Annotated in this window: 18 protein-coding genes; 4 read left to right on the top strand and 14 right to left on the bottom strand. The window is 69.4% G+C overall.

Going from position 1 to position 17,125, the window contains the following annotated elements; all coding sequences use genetic code 11:
- Nucleotides 1-23: 23 nt before the first annotated feature.
- The 4 genes from ACK4K7_RS02475 to ACK4K7_RS02490 are packed head-to-tail and all read right to left on the bottom strand — an operon-like array spanning nt 24 to nt 3,473.
- Nucleotides 24-611, bottom strand: coding sequence for an ABC-type transport auxiliary lipoprotein family protein (locus tag ACK4K7_RS02475; protein ID WP_431863569.1), 588 nt, complete (start codon nt 609-611; stop codon nt 24-26).
- On the bottom strand, nt 608-1,579 hold the full coding sequence (locus ACK4K7_RS02480) for an MlaD family protein (RefSeq protein ID WP_431863570.1): 972 nt from the start codon (nt 1,577-1,579) through the stop codon (nt 608-610). The genes ACK4K7_RS02475 and ACK4K7_RS02480 overlap by 4 nt, the downstream gene beginning before the upstream one ends.
- Nucleotides 1,579-2,373, bottom strand: a complete 795-nt coding sequence (locus tag ACK4K7_RS02485) for an ABC transporter ATP-binding protein (protein WP_431863571.1) — start codon at nt 2,371-2,373, stop codon at nt 1,579-1,581. The genes ACK4K7_RS02480 and ACK4K7_RS02485 overlap by 1 nt, the downstream gene beginning before the upstream one ends.
- Nucleotides 2,364-3,473, bottom strand: a complete 1,110-nt coding sequence (locus ACK4K7_RS02490; RefSeq protein WP_431863572.1) for an MlaE family lipid ABC transporter permease subunit — start codon at nt 3,471-3,473, stop codon at nt 2,364-2,366. Before ACK4K7_RS02490 ends, ACK4K7_RS02485 begins: the two co-directional genes overlap by 10 nt.
- Nucleotides 3,474-3,561: 88 nt before the next feature.
- Here ACK4K7_RS02490 and ACK4K7_RS02495 point away from each other — a divergent pair, with 88 nt between their 5' ends.
- Nucleotides 3,562-4,239: an HAD family hydrolase gene (locus tag ACK4K7_RS02495; RefSeq protein WP_431863574.1), complete on the top strand. Its 678-nt coding sequence runs from the start codon at nt 3,562-3,564 to the stop codon at nt 4,237-4,239.
- 196 nt (nt 4,240-4,435) lie between these two features.
- Here ACK4K7_RS02495 and ACK4K7_RS02500 read toward each other — a convergent pair whose 3' ends face one another.
- The 6 genes from ACK4K7_RS02500 to lgt all read right to left on the bottom strand — a co-directional run bounded on the left by ACK4K7_RS02500 (nt 4,436) and on the right by lgt (nt 10,551).
- On the bottom strand, nt 4,436-5,746 hold the full coding sequence (locus tag ACK4K7_RS02500) for a cystathionine gamma-synthase family protein (protein ID WP_431863575.1): 1,311 nt from the start codon (nt 5,744-5,746) through the stop codon (nt 4,436-4,438).
- 27 nt (nt 5,747-5,773) lie between these two features.
- Nucleotides 5,774-7,177 (bottom strand): SLC13 family permease, encoded by a 1,404-nt coding sequence (locus tag ACK4K7_RS02505; RefSeq protein WP_431863577.1) that lies wholly within the window; start codon nt 7,175-7,177, stop codon nt 5,774-5,776.
- A 189-nt stretch (nt 7,178-7,366) separates the two neighbouring features.
- Nucleotides 7,367-8,140 (bottom strand): peptidoglycan editing factor PgeF, encoded by a 774-nt coding sequence (gene pgeF / locus ACK4K7_RS02510; protein WP_431863578.1) that lies wholly within the window; start codon nt 8,138-8,140, stop codon nt 7,367-7,369.
- A complete protein-coding gene (locus ACK4K7_RS02515) occupies nt 8,137-8,655 on the bottom strand; it encodes an N-acetyltransferase family protein (RefSeq protein ID WP_431863579.1) in 519 nt (172 codons plus the stop codon). The genes pgeF and ACK4K7_RS02515 overlap by 4 nt, the downstream gene beginning before the upstream one ends.
- Before the next feature lie 2 nt (nt 8,656-8,657).
- On the bottom strand, nt 8,658-9,713 hold the full coding sequence (locus tag ACK4K7_RS02520) for a class I SAM-dependent methyltransferase (RefSeq protein WP_431863581.1): 1,056 nt from the start codon (nt 9,711-9,713) through the stop codon (nt 8,658-8,660).
- On the bottom strand, nt 9,697-10,551 hold the full coding sequence (lgt, locus tag ACK4K7_RS02525; RefSeq protein WP_431863632.1) for a prolipoprotein diacylglyceryl transferase: 855 nt from the start codon (nt 10,549-10,551) through the stop codon (nt 9,697-9,699). The genes ACK4K7_RS02520 and lgt overlap by 17 nt, the downstream gene beginning before the upstream one ends.
- 162 nt (nt 10,552-10,713) lie before the next feature.
- Between lgt and ACK4K7_RS02530 the strand changes: the two genes are divergently transcribed.
- Nucleotides 10,714-12,402 (top strand): class I adenylate-forming enzyme family protein, encoded by a 1,689-nt coding sequence (locus ACK4K7_RS02530; RefSeq protein ID WP_431863582.1) that lies wholly within the window; start codon nt 10,714-10,716, stop codon nt 12,400-12,402.
- Nucleotides 12,403-12,415: 13 nt separating this feature from the next.
- On the opposite strand, the gene ACK4K7_RS02535 is transcribed toward ACK4K7_RS02530, so the two are convergent.
- Nucleotides 12,416-12,946, bottom strand: a complete 531-nt coding sequence (locus ACK4K7_RS02535) for a YceD family protein (protein ID WP_431863584.1) — start codon at nt 12,944-12,946, stop codon at nt 12,416-12,418.
- Between the two features lie 2 nt (nt 12,947-12,948).
- On the bottom strand, nt 12,949-13,476 hold the full coding sequence (locus ACK4K7_RS02540; RefSeq protein WP_431863585.1) for a ubiquinol-cytochrome C chaperone family protein: 528 nt from the start codon (nt 13,474-13,476) through the stop codon (nt 12,949-12,951).
- A gap of 122 nt (nt 13,477-13,598) precedes the next feature.
- Here ACK4K7_RS02540 and ACK4K7_RS02545 point away from each other — a divergent pair, with 122 nt between their 5' ends.
- Nucleotides 13,599-14,075, top strand: a complete 477-nt coding sequence (locus ACK4K7_RS02545; protein ID WP_431863586.1) for an outer membrane protein assembly factor BamE — start codon at nt 13,599-13,601, stop codon at nt 14,073-14,075.
- 101 nt (nt 14,076-14,176) lie between these two features.
- On the opposite strand, the gene ACK4K7_RS02550 is transcribed toward ACK4K7_RS02545, so the two are convergent.
- Complete coding sequence (locus tag ACK4K7_RS02550; RefSeq protein WP_431863587.1) at nt 14,177-14,638, bottom strand: phasin family protein; 462 nt, start codon at nt 14,636-14,638, stop codon at nt 14,177-14,179.
- A gap of 49 nt (nt 14,639-14,687) precedes the next feature.
- On the opposite strand from ACK4K7_RS02550, the gene ACK4K7_RS02555 reads away from it, so the two are divergent.
- Nucleotides 14,688-14,954 carry a hypothetical protein gene (locus tag ACK4K7_RS02555; RefSeq protein WP_431863588.1) on the top strand — a complete coding sequence of 89 codons (267 nt, stop codon included), beginning with the start codon at nt 14,688-14,690 and terminating at the stop codon, nt 14,952-14,954.
- A 315-nt stretch (nt 14,955-15,269) separates the two neighbouring features.
- Here ACK4K7_RS02555 and ACK4K7_RS02560 read toward each other — a convergent pair whose 3' ends face one another.
- On the bottom strand, nt 15,270-17,066 hold the full coding sequence (locus tag ACK4K7_RS02560; protein WP_431863590.1) for a PHA/PHB synthase family protein: 1,797 nt from the start codon (nt 17,064-17,066) through the stop codon (nt 15,270-15,272).
- Between the last annotated feature and the right edge of the window lie 59 nt (nt 17,067-17,125).

Below are 17,125 nucleotides of genomic sequence, written 5' to 3' on the forward strand. Positions count from 1 at the left end.
TTCCAGGGAGGGGAATCGAAGCGCTACCGACCCACCCAGACCGCGACGTCGGCGGCGATGCGGTTGGCGGCCTGGTTGAGCGCGGCCGAGACTTCGCCGGGCGCCGCGCTGGTCACCGGCACGCGGGCTTCGAAGCGGTTGGTGCTGATGCCGGCGCCGCGCGCGATCGCCGCGTCATAGACCGCCACCGCCTCCATCCGCGCCTCGTCCAGCCCGAAGGACTGGAGCTGGCCGGTGAGGCGCAGGCCCGGATCGTGGGTATATTGGCGCGGGTCGAGCACGACGCGGCCGGTGGTGGCGGCGATCGTCTCCGACACCAGCCGTCCGAACAGAGCGCTCGGATTTTCCACCCAGGTGGCGTCGCGCAGATACTGGATGGTGCCGGCCGCGGTGCGGACCGGCACGCGGTTGGTGCGCAGCTCCTGCGGCACGGTCGGCTCGACGACGGTGATCGCCTCGCCCTGGCCGGCGGTGCGCGGCGCCTGGGCGGGGCGGGACTGCGCCGGCGTCAGCGTCAGGAGCTCGGGCGGGGTGCGCCCGCCAAGGCCCGCGCAACCGGTGAGGGTAAGGGCCGCAGCGGCGGCGCTGATCAGCTTCAGGCGCATCGTCATCTTCTTCTTTCGGGGCGATAGTCGGGCAGCCGTTCGCCGCCGATGATCCCGCCGATACCGCGCTGGTCCAGCCGCTCGGTCACCGAACGGAGCGAGTCGGAGGTTTCGCGCAGGTCGCGGATCAGCTGGCCGGCTTCGGGCAGGGTCTGGTTGGAAAAGGCCTGGAGGCCCGGCCGCGCGTCGGCGATGGCGGCGTTCAGATTCTCCATGCTCTGTTCGGCCGAACGCAGCGTGTGGCGCAGGTCGTTGACCAGCGGCCGCCCGTCGCGGTCGACCAGCTGCTGGGTCGAGCCGGCGAGCTGGCCGATCTGCTCGGCCGCGTCGCCCGCTTGGCGGATGGCGGTGCGGGCCTCGGCCAGGGTCGCCGCGATCTCGGGCGAGCGCGCCGCCAGCTCGCGGGTCATGGCATTGGTGTTCTCGAGGATGCCGGCGATCGAGGCCTGGTTGCGGTCGCCGAGCAGCTCGGTCAGCCGTTCGGTAAGCGTCGACACCCGCTCCAGCAGTTCGGGCGCGGTGTTGAGCAGCTGGCCGAGCGCGCCGGGCTTGGTCGGGATCACCGGCACCCCGAACGGGCAGGCCTGGGCATTGTCTTCCGGGCATTCGATCGGCGGCTGGCCGCGGACCGCGCCGTCGAGCTGGATCTGCGACACGCCGGTGAAGCCCACGCCCTGGATGGTGGCGGTGGTGCCTTCCAGGATCGGCGTCGTCTGCCGCACCTGGATGCGCACCCGCACGAATTCGGGATTGTCCGGCATCAGGTTGATCGATTCCACCTGGCCGACCGGCACGCCGGAGAAGGTCACCGCCGCGCCGCGCGCGAGGCCGTCGACCGATTGCTGGAAGAAGATGTCGTACTGCCGCTGCTCGTCGGAGGTGATCTGGCTCATCCAGACGATGAAGACCAGCAGCCCGGCCAGCAGCGCGAGCACGACGCCGCCGACGAGCATATGGTTGGAACGCGTTTCCATCAGTCCTCAGCGCCTTCCATGGTCTGGGCCGCGGCGCGCCCGCGCGGGCCTCTGAAATATTCCTGAATCCATTCGTGGTCCAAAGCCAACAATTCCGGAATCGTTCCGACCGCGACCACCTTGCGGTCGGCGAGCACCGCCACCCGGTCGCAGATCGCATAGAGCGTATCGAGATCGTGGGTGATCAGGAACACGGTGAGGCCGAGCGAATCGCGCAGCTCGCAGATCAGCTGGTCGAAGGCGGCGGCGCCGATCGGATCGAGCCCCGCCGTCGGTTCGTCGAGGAACAGCAGTTCCGGATCGAGCGCGAGCGCGCGGGCGATGCCGGCGCGCTTCTTCATGCCGCCCGAAAGCTCCGACGGGAATTTGGGGCCGGCTTCGGCCGGAAGCCCGGTCATGACGATCTTGTAGGCGGCGATCTCGTCCATCAGCTGCTGGCTGAGGCCAGGGAAATATTCGCGGATCGGCACCTGGACGTTTTCGGCGACGGTGAGCGTCGAGAACAAGGCGGCGCCCTGGAAAAGGATGCCCCAGCGGCGGCGGACATTCTTCGCCTCGTCCTCCGGCCGGCCGATCATCGGCTCGCCGAACACGGTGATGTCGCCCTCGACCGGCGTCTGCAGGCCGATGATCGAGCGCATCAGCACCGACTTGCCGGTGCCCGACCCGCCGACCACGCCCAATATCTCGCCGCGCATCACGTCGAGATCGAGCTGCTCGTGCACGACCTGCTCGCCGAACGCGTTCTTGAGGCCGCGGACCTGGATGAGGGGCTCGCCGCTTTTCACATCCATCCGATCGAGCTGAAGAAGACCGCGAAAAAGGCGTCGAGCACGATGACGAGGAAGATCGCCTGCACCACGGCCGCCGTGGTCCTGAGGCCGACATCCTCGGCATTCCCCTCGACCTGCATGCCCTGGTAGCAGCCCGCCATGGCGATGATCAGGCCGAAGACCGGCGCCTTGATCAGCGCCTGCCAGACGTCGGTCATCGGCACCACCTCGCGGATCCGGCCCCAGAAGGTGACCGGCGGGATGTCGAGCGAGATCCAGCTGAACAGGCCGCCGCCGACGATCGCGATCAGCGCCGCATACATGCCGAGCAAGGGCATCAGCAGCACCGTCGCCATCACCCGCGGCAGCACCAGCGCCTCCATCGGCGACACGCCGATCGTGCGCATCGCGTCAATTTCCTCGGTGAGCTTCATCGACCCGATCTGGGCGGCGAAGGCGGAGCCCGAACGGCCGGCGACCATGATCGCCGTCATCAGCACGCCCAGTTCCTTCACCGACATGCGGCCGATGAGGTTGATGGTGAACACCTCCGCGCCGAACTGCCGCAGCTGGAGCGCGCCCTGCTGCGCGATCACCACGCCCACCAGGAAGCTCATCAGGCCGATGATGCCGAGCGCGTGAACGCCGACCACCTCGAACCGCTGCACGACGGCGTTGAAGCGGAAGCGGCGCGGATGGGTGATGACGCTCCACACCGCGATCAGCAGCGCGCCCAGGAAGCCGACCAGGCCGATCAGCGTCGATCCCGCCATCGCCACCGCGCCGCCGACCTGGCCGAGCACGCGGTGGAGAGCGGAATCGGGATCGGGCCGCACCTTCACCGGCCGGTCCGCCTCGCCGACCTGCTCGATCAGCCGCTGATGCTCCTCGCTCGCGCCGGTGATCTCCGCCTCGCGGTCGCGGCCGAGCTTGTAGATCAGCCAGGCGCCGACCGTGTCCATCCGCCCCACGTCCGACAGGTCGAGCAGCAGCCCCCGGCCCTCGACCTGGTCGAGCCGTTCGGAAAGCTTGCGGATACGGGCGAGCGTCAGGTTGCCGCTGAAGCGCAGCACACAGCGTTCGCCTTCATAATCCTGGCTGAAGTCGGCGATAACAGTCATTTCGGGAGCGGATCGTGCTTCAAATCCCGCCGGGCGGCAAGCGCTGAGGAGTGGACAAAATATAAGCGTCTGTGCTTGCGAAAGTTCCATGAAGGCCACGCTCGCCATCTACGACATGGACCGCACGATCACCCGCCGGGCCACCTACACGCCGTTCCTGCTGCACGCAGCGCGGCGGCTGGCGCCGTGGCGGCTGCTGCTGGCGCCGCTCGCGCTGCTGACGCTCGCCGCTTATGGCGCGCGGCTGGTCGACCGGGGGCGGCTGAAGGAGCTCAACTACCGGATCTTCATCGGCCGGCGCGTTTCGGCGGAGCGGCTGGAACAGGCGATCGAGAGTTTCGCCGACGCGCAGCTGCGGACCAACATCATGCCGGGCGCCCGCGCCAGCATCGCCCGCGACGTGGCGGCGGGGCGCCGGCTGGTGCTCGCCACCGCCTCCTACCGGATCTACGCGGCCGCGATCGCGCGGCGGCTCGGCTTCAGCGACGTCATCGCCACCGAGACGGGGCTCGACGCCGACGGCCGGGTGGTGGCGCGGATCGAGGGCGAGAATTGCTACGGCCCGTCCAAGCTCGCCATGATCGAGGCCTGGCTGCGGCGCGAGGGCCTCGACCGCGACGCCGTCCACATCCGCTTCTATTCGGACCATATTTCGGACGCCTGCGTCCACCGCTGGTCCGACGAGCCGGTCGCCGCCAACGCCCACGACCGCCTCGTCCGCCTCGCCCGCGCCGAAGGCTGGGAGATCCACGACTGGCGCCGGTGAGGTTCCGGATGCGCCGGGCGGGCGGCGGGGCCACCCCCACCCCAACCCTCCCCCATCAAGGGGGAGGGGGTTAGGAGGCGGAGCATATCCCTACGCCTGAATTGATGTTCGCGTTTGTGTCGCCCCTCCACCATGCTTCGCATGGTCCCCCTCCCCATCCGCTGCGCGGACAGGGAGGACGGGAAGTCGCGAACGCCTAAATCGCCGCCAGGGCCTGGTCGAAATCGGCGATGAGGTCGTCGGCGTCCTCGACGCCGATCGAGATGCGGACCAGATTGTCGGTGATGGCGAGCGCCTGCTTGCGCGCGTCGGGAACCGACAGATGGGTCATCGCCGCCGGCGCGCTCGCCAGCGTCTCGGTGCCGCCGAGGCTGACGGCCAGCTTCGCGATCTTGAGCGCGTCGAGGAAGGCGAAGGCCTCGCGCTCGCCGCCCTTCAGATAGAGCGAGAATGTGGAGCCGGCGCCGGTGCAGTGGCGGCGGTAGATGTCCGCCTGGCGCGCGTCGCCGCCTTCCTCGAGGAAGCCGAGATAGCCGACGCTGTCGACCTTGGCATGATCGCGGAAGAAGGCGCAGACCTTGGCGGCATTCTCGCCGGCGCGGGTCATGCGCAGCTCCAGCGTCTCGAGACTGCGCAGCAGCATCCAGGCGGTGTTGGGATCGGTGATCGTGCCGATCGTGTTGCGCATCATCCGAATGGGGTCGAGCCAGCGCTTGGCGCCGACGACGCCGCCCGCCACCAGGTCCGAATGGCCGCCGGCATATTTGGTGAGCGAATAGACGGTGAGGTCCGCGCCGTCCTTCAGCGGCTTCGCCCAGAGCGGGCCGAGGAAGGTGTTGTCGATCGCGATCGGCGGCTTTTCGTCGCCGAACAAGGCGTCGCGGGCGGCGGCGACCGCCTGGACGTCGACCAGGGCATTGGTCGGATTGGCGGGGCTTTCGAGATAGATGAGCGCCACCCGGCCCTGGCCGCGCGCCCGCTCCAGCACGCCTTCGATCTCCTCGCGCGTCGAACCGGCCGGGAAATCGAGCCAGGTGACGCCGAAGCGGCCGAGGATGCGGGCGATCAAGGTCTCGGTCGCGGCGTAGAGCGGCCCGGAATGGACGATGACGTCGCCCGGCTGGACGAAGGTGAGCAGGAGGGTCGCGATCGCCGACATGCCGCTGGAGAAAGAGAGCGCGTCCTCGGCATCTTCCCAGACCGACAGGCGGTCCTCCAGGATTTCCTGGTTGGGGCCGTTGAAGCGCGAGTAAACGAGCCCTTCGGCGCCGCCCGGCCGCTTGCCGGTCACGCCTTCGAAGTGGCGCTTGCCGGCCGCCGCATTCTCGAACACGAAGGTCGAGGTGAGGAAAATGGGCGGCTTCAGCGCGCCTTCGGACAAAGCGGGATCGAAGCCGTGGCCCATCATCAAGGTGGCGGGTTTCAGCTTGCGGCCGCCGATTTCCAGCACGTCGGCCTTGGGGCGGCGGCGCGGCGTCGCGCCGGTGAGATCGGATTCGTCGGTCATGTCTGGCCCTTTCTGTATGGGCGCGCCCTAGCCGATAAGCAGGCCGATCATCCAGACAATCCCGACGATCAGCGGGGGCGCCATCAGATTCATGATCAGCCCCGCCTTCAGCAGGCGCGGCAGCGCGATGTGTCCCGTCGCCCAGGCGATGGCGTTGGGGCCGGTGCCGGACGGCAGCATGAAGGCCCAGCTCGCCGCGATGGCGGTCGGCAAGGTGAGGAGAATGGGGTCGGCGCCTGTGGCGATGACCAGCCCGCCCACCACCGGGATCATCGAGCTGGCCGACGCGACGTTGGACGCGAATTCGGTGACGGCGATCACCAGGGCGACGAGGACCAGCGCGATGATCACCGGATGGACGCCGCCGAGCGGCTCCAGCGCGGTGCCGAGCCAGGCGGCGAGGCCGGACGCGCTGATCCCGGCCGCGAGCGCGAGACCGCCGCCGAACATCATGATCACGCCCCACGGCGCGCGATTGGCTTCGTCCCAGTTGAGGAGCGGCCGCCCGGTGCCGTCCGGGATGACGAACAGGGCAAGCGCGCCGAAGATAGCGATGGTGCCGTCGGTGAGCGAATCTCCCGGCAGGAAGGGCGCGATCAGCGGCGCGGCGATCCAGGCGGCGACGACCGCCGCGACCAGCGGCACCAGCCGCCGCTCGGCAATGCTCCACGGCCCCGCCTCGCCGATCCCGGCCCGGGCGGCGGCGGCGTCGAAGTCCCGGCCGCTGACATGCTGCACCCGGGTGAGGATCAGCCAGCACAGCGGAACGGTGACGGCCACCAGCGGAAGGCCGTAGGTCGCCCACAGCAGGAAGCTGATCTCCGTACCCGTGATGCGCTGGATGATGCCGGCGGCGATGGCGTTGGTGGGGGAGCCGACCAGAGTGCCGAGCCCGCCGATCGAGGCGGAAAAGGCGATGCCCATCACCAGCGCGCCTGCGAAGCCGTCCGTTTCCCCTTCGGCGATGCGGGCGGCGCGCAGCACGGCGATGGCGATCGGCATCATGATGAGGGTCGTCGCCGTGTTCGACACGATCATCGACAGGAAGGCGGTCGCGCCCATGAAGGCGAACAGCATCGCCCCCGGCGTCGCGCCGCCGCGGCTGACGATGGCGAGGGCGAGGCGGCGGTGAAGACCGGTGCGTTCGATCGCCAGCGCGATGATCGCGCCGCCCAGCACCAGGAACAGGATCGGGGAATAATATTGGCCCGCCGTCTCGCCCGCGCCCATCACGCCGAGCAGCGGAAAGGCGAGGAAGGGGACGAAGGCGGTGGCGGTGAGCGGCAGCGCCTGCGTCATCCACCAGGTCGCCATCAGCACGATGATTGCGGCGGTGCGCCAGGCCTCGGGCGGCATGGCGGCCGGCGGCGGCAGCGCCAGCATCGCGGCAAAGGCGATCAGCCCGCCCCACAGCCCCCAGCGCTCCGCCATCCGTCTCCCCCGTTCGTTCCGCGAGGTGATGCCAGAGCCGGCGAGGGGAGGAAAGTGGCCCCGCCGCGGAAAAGGGGGGAACGCGGCGGGGCCGGTTTCCGGCCGCAGGCCGACAGGGGGCTAGCGACCTACGACCGGGGCCGACAGGGAGACGTCGGCTGACACTGATGTAAGTAACTTTTGGCATGTTTAAAGAGGGTTAGGCAAGGCGATCAGCGAAATTTGCCGTCCATAATCCGGCTCGCCGCGATGGGTGGCGCGGCGGTAGCTGTAGAAGGTCTCCGGATCGGAATAGGTGTCGAGGCCCAGCGCCTCGATCCGCCGCAGCCCGGCCTCGGCGATGCGGTGGACGACGAAGCCTTCGAGATCGAACTGATGATGGCCGGCCCGTCCCATCGTGAAGAAGCGCTCATTCTCCGTCTCCGCCTCGACGAAGCGGCGGAAGAAGGCATCGTCCACTTCATAGCTCTTGCGGGCGATGGTCGGGCCGACGGCGGCGGCGATGCGGGCGCGCGCGGCGCCGAGCCGCTCCATCGCCGCCACGGTGGCCTCGACGACGCCGCCATAAGCGCCCTTCCAGCCGGCATGGGCGGCGCCGACGACGCCGGCCTTCCGGTCGGCGAACAGCACCGGCGTACAATCGGCGGTGAGGATGCCGAGCGCGAGGCCCGGGCGGTCGGTCACCAGCGCGTCGGCGTGCGGCCGCGCGTCGTCCGGCCAGGGCGCCTCGGCCGGAAGCGCCACCGCCGAATGGACCTGGTGCAGCGTCACCAGCTTCGCGCCGGGCGCGACCGCCGCGACCGCGCGGCGCCGGTTCTCGCGGACATGGCCGGGATCGTCGCCCGAGCCCAGGCCGACGTTCAGCCCGGCGCACACGCCCTCCGACACGCCGCCGCGGCGCCCGAGGAAGCCGTGCGGGACATCGCCCAGGATCGCGGCGCGGATCGGCTCCACCATCGTCATTCCTCCAGCCGCAGCCGCATGATGAGGTCGGTGTCGGCATGGTCGCCGACCATGAAATCGTAGGTGCCGATCTCGACGAAGCCGTAGCGGTCGTAGAAGCGGCGCGCGCGGTGATTGTCGATGAAGACCGACAGATAGAGGTCGCGCGCCTGCCGCCGCCGCGCCTCCGCCACCGCCCAGTCCATCATCGCCGCGGCCAGGCCGGTGCCGTGCCAGGGCTTCAGGAGGTAGAGACGCCTGAGCTCGATCGCCGGCAGCCGCTCGGGCGGAGTCACCAGCGTGACGGGGCCGAGCTGGGCATAGCCCGCCGCTTCGCCGTCTTCCTCGGCGAGGATGATCGCATGGTCCGGATCGGCCAGATCCTCCCGCCAGCGGCTCGCGTCGTGATTGGCGAGGAAGGCGGCGAGATTTTCCGGCGTATAGAGATGGCCGAACGTTTCGACGAAGCTGCGGCGGCCGAGCTCCGCCAGGCGCGGGGCGTCGTCGATGCCGGCGGGGCGGAAGGCGGCGGCCATCGTCAGAAGCCCCCGGGCCGCGGCCAGCCGGGCGCGACCACGGCCATCGCCTTGAACAGCTTGCCCATCTGCTCGGCGCCGGTCAGCCGGTCGCGGGCGGCGGCGATCTCGCCCGCGCGCGCCGGCGCGGCGGCGGCGAGCGCGGCGGCGCGGGTGTCGATGCCCATCGCCTTCAGCCAGTCCCCTTGCGTCGCCGGCCCGCACACGTCCGCGCCCGCGGCCCGCGCCGCCTCGGCGAGCGCCTGGAAATCGACATGGGCGGTGAGGTCGCGCTCGCCCGGCTCCCGCCAGGGATCGGCGAAGGCATGGGCGGACACGGCCTGCAGCGTGTCGCCGACCCCGCTGCGCTCATGCCCGTAATCGACGATCAGGGCCGCTCCGCCCTGCGCCGCGATCCGGCGCGCGATGTCGCCCATCACCGCGACCGAGGCGGGCGAGGCTTCGACCACGGTGCCGGGATCGGCGTCATAGGGGGCGGGGACGCGCGGACCGGGCACGCGCTCGAAAGCGTCGCCGCGGTGCGTCACCAGCAGCTCGCGCCAGCCGTCCTTCGCGGCCACCCACTGGCGCACCGGCAGGGCGTCGAAGAATTCGTTGGCGACGATCAGCAGCGGACCGTCTTCGGGAAGAGTGGAGGGATCGTCGTGCCAGCGCGCGGCCGGGATGCGGGACGCCTGCGCCTCCCGGAGCGCCGGGCTGGTCTCCACCAGATGGACCGGCGGCGCGAGCCCGGCGGCGCGCATCGCGCGCAGCGCGTCGGCGGCCAGCGTGCCGCGGCCCGGTCCCAGCTCCACATAGGCCGCGCCCGCCGGACGGCCGGCCCGCAGCCAGAGATCCGCCAGCCACAGCCCGCACAGCTCGCCGAACATCTGGCTGATCTCGGGCGCGGTGGTGAAGTCGCCCGCCGCTCCCAGCGGGTCGCGGGTGCCGTAATAATGCGCGTTCGCTTCCGCCATATAATGGGCCACCGAGATCGGGCCGGACGCCGCGATCAGCCGCGCCAGCCGCTCGGCCAGGCGGCCGGACGCGGGTGGGCCGCTGTCAGGCGGGAACGTCATGCACCCGGTCGCGCCGGCCCTTCGCGGTGGCGATCAGATAGACGCCGCCCAGGATCATCGGCACCGTCAGCCACTGGCCCATCGACAGGCCGGTGTCCTCGACCAGCCACATCAGCTGCATGTCCGGCGAACGGAAGAATTCGACCAGGAAGCGGCTGAGGCCGTAGCCGAGGATGAAGGTGCCGACGAGCAGGCCGGGCCGGTAGCGGGCGTCGGTCTTCCAGAACAGATACCAGAGGACGAGACCGAGCAGCAGGCCTTCGAGGCCGGCTTCGTAGAGCTGGCTCGGGTGACGCGGCACCTCGCCGCCGCCGGGAAAGACGATCCCCCACGGAACGTCGGTCGGGCGCCCCCACAGCTCGGCATTCACGAAATTGGCGAGGCGGCCGAACAGCAGGCCGAAGGGCACGCAGCAGGCGACATAATCGTGGATGCGCAGCCAATCGAGCTTCTGCTTCCAGGCGAGATAGAGGATGCCGAGGCTGACCCCGATCACGCCGCCGTGGAAGGACATGCCGCCGTCCCACAGCCGGATGATCTCCCCCGGATTCTGGAAATAATAATCGGGATTGTAGAAGATGACATAGCCGAGCCGGCCGCCGAGGATGATGCCGAGCGTCGCATAGAAGACCAGATCGTCCGCATGCCGCCGCGCCATCGGGGCCCCGGGCCGGGCGAGCAGCTTCAGCATGTACCAATAGCCGAGCAGGATGCCGGCGAGATAAGCGAGCGAATACCAGCGCAGCTCGAAAAAGCCGAGATCGAGGGCGACGGGATGGAGGCCGAGATCCGTCCAGCGGATGGCGGTGCCGGCGGCCGCGGCAATGTCGGTGAGCAGCGTCGTTCCCCCGGATGGCAGGATGGTGCCCGGCCTTTAGCAAGGCCGCCGGGCGGGCGGAAGGGGCGCGGGCGCGTGCCGACCTCCCCTTTCGTCGGGATTGGCGGGCGGGCGGAGCATGCTAGTCTGGCTGCAAGAATCAGATGATCAGGAGAGAATTGGATGCCGAGTGTGCTCGACCGGAAGTTCGATGCGGTGCTGGCGGCGGTCACCGGGGAAGGCGGGCGGATCCTGCTCGGCGAGGATGCCGAGGGCCGCGCGATCGTCACCAACCTGCCGCCGACCCTGCCGGGCCTGTTCGACGCCTTCTGCGCGCTCCACGGCGGCACGGTGGCCGTCGTCCATGAAGGCGAGCGCCTCACCTTCGCCGATCTCAACCGGGAGGCGACGCGGGTCGCGCAGGGGCTGGTCGGTGGCTACGGCATCGGCAAGGGCGACCGGGTCGGCATCGCGATGCGCAACGCCCCCGCCTGGATCGTCAGCTATATGGCGGTGCTGAAGGCGGGCGGCATCGCCACCCTGCTGAACGGCTGGTGGCAGGCGGACGAGATGCGCCACGCGCTGGAACTGACCGAGCCGAAGCTGATCATCGCCGACGAGGCGCGGGCGAAGCGGCTCGACGCCACCGGCCTGTGGCTCCCCACCGTCACCCTGCCGATCGAGCGGGAGATCGGCGCCGCCGTGGCGCCGCTGCTGGATCGGGGCGGGGAGGGCGCCGCCTTGCCGCAGGTGGGGCCGGAGGACGATGCCACCATCCTCTTCACCTCGGGCTCGACCGGCGCGGCCAAGGGCGCCGTCTCCACCCACCGCGCGGTGACGAGCGGCGTCTACACCTATTCGATCGCGCTCGCGACCTTGCTCGGCATCATGGAGACCGAAGGCCGCGCGCCCGCCAATCCGCCGCGCACCCTGGTCAACGTGCCGATGTTCCACGTCACCGGCGAAGTGCCGGTGCTGCTCAACAGCTTCGTGATCGGGCGCGGCATGGTGCTGATGCCGAAATGGGACGCGGGCGAGGCGATGCGGCTGATCGAGCAGGAGAAGGTCACCTATTTCGTGGGCGTGCCGACGATGAGCCTCGAGATGATGCAGCATCCGGACCGCGACAAATATGATCTCTCCACCCTCACCGACATCGCCGCCGGCGGCGCCCCGCGTCCGGTCGCGCACGTCCACCGTCTGAAGGAGACGTTCGGCGACACCCAGCCGGCGCTCGGCTACGGCCTCACCGAGACCAATGCGGTGGGCTGCGGCAATTTCTGGCAGAACTATCTCGACAAGCCCGCCTCCACCGGCCGGCCGCACCGGCCGATGGTCGATCTGGTCATCCTCGGCGAGGGCGACCGCAAGCTCGGCACCGGCGAGCGCGGCGAGGTCGCGATCCGGTCCTCGGCCAATTTCCGCGGCTATTGGCGCGACCCGGACGCGACCGCCGCCGCCTTCACCGCCGACGGCTATTTCCGCACCGGCGACATCGGCTATCTCGACGAGGACGATTATCTGTTCATCGTCGACCGCAAGAAGGACATCATCATCCGCGGCGGCGAGAATATCAGCTGCCAGGAAGTGGAAGCGGCGATCTACGCCCACATCTCGGTGTCCGAAGCCTGCGTGTTCGGCGTGCCCGACGAACGGCTCGGCGAGGTGCCGGCCGCGGTCGTCTATTCGGAAGAGGACGGGACGCTGACCGCCGAAGCGCTGACCGCCTTCCTCCGCGAGCGGATCGCCCAGTTCAAGCTGCCGCATTACGTCTGGCTGCGCGACGAGCCGCTGCCGAAGCTCGGCACCGGCAAGATCGACAAGGTGAGCCTGCGCGACCGCTATCGCGGCGAGGTGCCGGCGGACGCCTGAGCGGCGCTTCCGCTTATTGGCCGCGCATCTTGTCGCGGAGGGCGGCGAGGGCGCCGAACGGGCCCGCCTCGCCTTCGCTCTTGACCCCCGCCTCGCGCAGCGCCGCCTCCGCGTCGGGGGAGCGGGGGAAGGGATCGAGGCCGAGCGCCAGCGTCTCCGCCACCGCCTCGCCGAGGTCGATCATCGCGCCGTCGTAGAAGACGACGTCCATCTCGCCTTCGGACAGCTCGATCTCCTCGTCGGCGCGGGCGGTCTCGGGCTGCGGGCGGAACTCGATGCGGAAGGCTTCGTCGACCGCGGCCGATACCGGCTCGCCGGTCGCGACGCAGCTCTGGGTGACCGCCGCCCGCACCCGGCCTTCGGCGCGGATGACGTCGCCGTGCCGGCTGATCGCCGCTTCGGCGTCGAGGCTGTCGATCGCCGGCAGGCGGAAGCGCGCGGCGAGCGCGGCCCGCTCCCCCTCCTCGGCGGCGATCTCCACCCGCCGCGGCGCCTCGCCCAGCGTGTCGGCGCGGTAGGTGCGGCTGAATTCGGGCGCGCTCATCGCTACGGAATCCGGCCGGCGAGAAGATCTTCGGCCGGCGTCGCGCGCAGCGCCGCGTCGAGCGCGCGGAGCCGTTCCGCGACCAGCGCCAGCGCCTCCTCCGACGGCGGCGAATCGTGGTAGATGTTGCGCCTGACCGCGGCCTCGAAGTCGCCGTCCGCCCGGGCGGCGCGGAAGGCGGTCAGGCGGCCGCCGAGCGCGCCCATCAGCCGGCCGATATGCTTTCCGACCACATATTCGCCGATGCCGATCTGGCGCAGGCTGCCGTCCATGTCCTCGACGAAGATTTCGGTGAGCAGCACCGATCGCTGGCGCGCGGCCTCGCCTTCGTCCTCGAGGCGCAGCAGGACCAGCGCCATGGTCGCGGCGAGCATGTCGAACCGGCCGTCGACCGTGTCCGGCACCCGTCCTTCCAGATACCAGCTCTTGTCGCGCGCGGCGGCGACGATCGCGTGGTAGAGCGGCAGCAGCGGCTCGCGCTGCTTCTTCTCGCCGAAAATGCGTTCGAGAAAGGACAGTTGTGCCTCCATGGCGGCGCTGGCGCTTGCGCCGGTTAGCCGATGTTCATATTGGAAAGCCTAGTCAAGCCTCGCACGATCAGGCTCGCCGCTGCGGCATGGTGCGCGCGGCCGTTTCAGGAGATTTTGAACCGATGAACCTCCGGCAAGGCCCGAAAGCGGCAACGGCGCTGGCTTTGGGCGTCCTCATCCTCGCCGCCGGCTGCGCGCCGGTGCGCGACCGGCAGGGCCATATTCTGGACGAGACGCTGGTCGCGGGCATCCAGCCCGGCGTCGACAACCGCGATTCGGTGTCCCAGACGCTCGGCCGCCCGACCTTCACCGGCCAGGGCGACGACAATGTCTGGTATTATGTGTCGCGCAACACCCGCAACATGGCGTTCCACCTGCCGCGTCCGTCGGACCAGCTGGTGCTGCGCATCCGCTTCGACGAGGCGGGCAACGTCGCCGCGGTCGACCGGACCGGCCTCGAATATGCCGCCAACATCGATCCGGCCAGCGAGCGCACCCCGACCCTGGGCCGCGAGCGCAGCTTCTTCGAGGAGCTGTTCGGCAATGTCGGCGCCGCCGTCGGCGGCCAGTCGCGCGGCACGGCCGACAACCCGCAATAAAGCCGGCGGGCCGCGACGGCTCGCCGACACTTACGGCATGAAAAAAGGGCGCCTCCCGCGGGGGAGGCGCCCTTCTTTTCGTGGCGAGAACCGAAAACCGCTCAGGCGGCGAGGTTCTTCACGCGCTCGGCGGCGACCGAGTAGCGGCTGGTGATCGGCTCGGCGACTTCGCCGGCGATCTTGATCAGCGTCTCGGAAACCTTGGAGCTCTCGGCGATCGCGCTGTCGAAGGCGCTGCGGGCATATTCGCTCTGCAGGCGGAAGAAGTCGGTGGGCGACTTCACTTCGGCGAAGCTCTTCAGCGTCGCGGAGGCTTCCTCGAAGCTACGACGGCTGTAGTCGGCGGCTTCCTGGCTCAGCGTCTCGACCGCGCGGGCGGCGATCTTCGAGGAGGCGACCAGCGCCTCGACGTTGCCGCGGGTGAGGTCGGTCAGCTCTTCGACGACGCGGGCCGAACGCTCGGCGGCGTTCTTGGCGCGCTCGTTGACTTCGCCGAACACGGCCTGGAACTGGTCGGCGGCGTAGGCGCCGGTCTCGACCGTCTTGTTGGTCTGCTTGTTCATGATCGTGCTTCCTTCATTGACTTGCTTCTGGATGGTGCGGGCGGCGGCTTTGGCCGGCGCCGGCGTGCGTGCCTTCGTCGGCCTCGCGGCCGGCTTCCTCTTCGCCGCGGCCGCCTTCGGCTTCGCGGCACTCACTGCCTTCTTCGCGGCAGCGGCCGGGGCCGGCGCCGCCTTGGCCGGCTCGGCCTTGGCCGGTGCAGCGGCCTTCGGCGCTTCCGCCGCGGCCTTGGGCGCCTCGGCCTTCGGCGCATCCGCCTTCGGGCCGTTCACCTTCGGAGCGTCCGCGGCCTTGGGCGCGTCCGCCTTCGGAGCCTGAGCTGCCTTGGCCGGTTCAGCCGCCGCGGCCGCCTTCGGCTGCGAAGGCTGCGCTTCCGCCTTGCTGTTGCCCGCGTCGTTCTTCTGATCGGCCATGTGCAGAATCTCCCTGATGTTGCAGTGCACAAATAGTGGACCGGCGGACCGGTTTCAAGCACTTTTTGTGCGCTGCAACATAGGTGGGATTTGCAAGGAAGATCAGAGGCTTGGTGGCAGAAGCGTTATCGCGGGCCGTGGCGATCCATAGGGCTGCCCTGCCGCTCGTGGATCGCCGCGTCGCTCCGCTCCTCGCGATGACGGGGAGCGGGGAGGCGGCTCAGCGGGCCTTCACGTAGCTGCCGGGCGCGTCCTCCAGCGCCTTCAGCTTGCCCTTGCCGGGCACCCGCGCGCCCTTGGCGGGGACCCGCTTCGCGCCGTGGCTTTCGATCCAGCGGATCCAGTCCGGCCACCAGCTGCCCTTGGTCTCGGTCGCGCCGGCGATGAAGTCCTCCAGCGTGTCGACCTTCTCCTCGTTGGTCCAATATTGATATTTCTGCGCCTCGGGCGGGTTCACCACTCCGGCGATATGGCCGGAGCCCGCGAGCACGAAGCGCAGCGGCCCTCGGAAATGGTGGGTGATCTTCCACACGCTCTGCGGCGGGGCGATATGGTCCTCACGGCCCGCCTGCACATAGGTCGGGGTCTCGACCTTGCGCAGGTCGATCGGGGCGCCGTCGATGGTGACGCCGCCGGGCTGGACCAGCCGGTTCTCGCGGTAGAGCTGCTGCAGGTAGATCTGGTGCCATTTGGCCGGCAGGTTGGTGGTGTCGCCGTTCCAGTGGAGCAGGTCGAACGGCGGATAATCCTCCCCAAGCAAATAGTTGTTCACCACATAGTTCCAGATGAGGTCGCGGCCGCGCAGCAGGTTGAAGGTGGCGGCCATGTAGCGGCCGTCCATATAGCCCTTGTCCGCGGACACCTGGCGGATCATCTCCATCTGCTCGTCGCCGACGAACAGCGCCAGGTCGCCGGCTTCCGAGAAATCGACCTGCGCGGTGAAGAAGGTGGCGCTCGCGGCCTTCGCCCCCTCGCCCCGGGCGGCGAGCAGCGCCAGCGTCGCCGCCAGCGTCGTCCCCGCCACGCAATAGCCGATCGTGTGGACGGCATCGACGCCCAGCAGATCGCGGATCGTGTCGATCGCGTCGATCTGCGCGCGGACATAATCGTCCATCACCACGTCCTTCAGCCCCTCGTCGGCCGATTTCCAGGACACCATGAAGACGGTGAGGCCCTGCTCCACCGCCCAGCGGATGAAGCTCTTCTTCGGATTGAGATCGAGGATGTAGAAGCGGTTGATCCAAGGCGGGAAGATGACGAGCGGCGTCTCGATCACCCCGTCGGTGGCGGGGCCGTACTGGATGAGCTGGTAGAGCGGCGTCTGCTTCACCACCTTGCCGGGCGTCACCGCGATGTTGCGGCCGACCTCGAAGGCGTTCGGATCGGTATGGGTGAGCTGTCCCTTCGACAGGTCGCGGAGCATGTGTTCGAGACCCTTGAGGAGGTTCTCGCCCTTGGTCTCGAGCGTGCGTTCGATCACCAGCGGGTTGGTGAGCGCGAAATTGGAGGGCGACATCGCGTCGACGAAGGCGCGGGTGGCGAAGCGCAGCCGCTCGCGCGTCCGGTCGTCCACCCCCTCCAGCGCGTCGACCGATCCGAGCAGCCGGTCGGAGATCAGGATGTAGGACTGGCGGATCATGTCGAACAGCGGGTTCTCCTGCCACTGGCGGGCGGCGAAGCGCTTGTCCTTGTCCGCTTTCTCGGCGATTTCGCTGCTGCCGCCGCCGCCGCCCAAAGCGCGCTGCCAGATGTTGAGGCCCTCGGTCCACAGATCGACCTGAGCCTGCGCGACCTTGGCGGGATCGGGGAACAGGTTCATGCCCGGCCACTGCATCGCGGCGCGGGCGGGATCGGGGCGCTGCGCCGCCGCCTGGCCCATCTGGTCGGCCAGATGCTCCAGCATCATCTGCTGCGCCCGGCCCATGACGAAGGTCCAGTGCTGCATTTCCTCCAGGCTCGGCATCGCCGTGCCGGCCGCGTTCGCCGGCTCCTGTTCCTTGCCCTCGCGATCGGCCATGTCCGCGCTCCCTTGCCAGTCCGGCCCGCGACATGGGGCCCGACGCCGTTCATCTAGAG

The sequence above is a fragment of the Allosphingosinicella sp. genome, from assembly GCF_046295735.1.
Classification (GTDB): domain Bacteria; phylum Pseudomonadota; class Alphaproteobacteria; order Sphingomonadales; family Sphingomonadaceae; genus Allosphingosinicella.